1 protein-coding gene is annotated in these 264 nt (G+C 46.2%); it reads left to right on the top strand.

The window, feature by feature from the left end; translation table 11 throughout:
* On the top strand, nucleotides 1-264 hold a 264-nt coding region (locus tag AAEZ22_RS18435), incomplete at both ends, for a hydrogenase maturation protease (protein WP_352298504.1).

Below are 264 nucleotides of genomic sequence, written 5' to 3'. Positions count from 1 at the left end.
AATTCAGCCACCAAACTGACAGCATAGATATTGTCGACGGTGGCACCCTAGCTCAAGGCCTTATTCCGATGATAAGCCAGTACGACCATTTGATTGTGGTCGATACGGTTAATAGTGTTGGTGTGGAGCCCGGTGAAGTGTACTTTTTTGATTTTGCTCACGCCCCTGCTGAAATTGATTGGCAAGGCAGTGCTCATGAAGTGGAAATGCTGCAAACACTCAACATGATGGACATTGTGGGTGATAGACCTCACACGTTTGTAT

This window comes from Pseudoalteromonas sp. 20-MNA-CIBAN-0454 (assembly GCF_040308685.1).
GTDB lineage: Bacteria > Pseudomonadota > Gammaproteobacteria > Enterobacterales > Alteromonadaceae > Pseudoalteromonas > Pseudoalteromonas nigrifaciens.
This window is presented reverse-complemented; position numbering and strand designations above follow the sequence as displayed.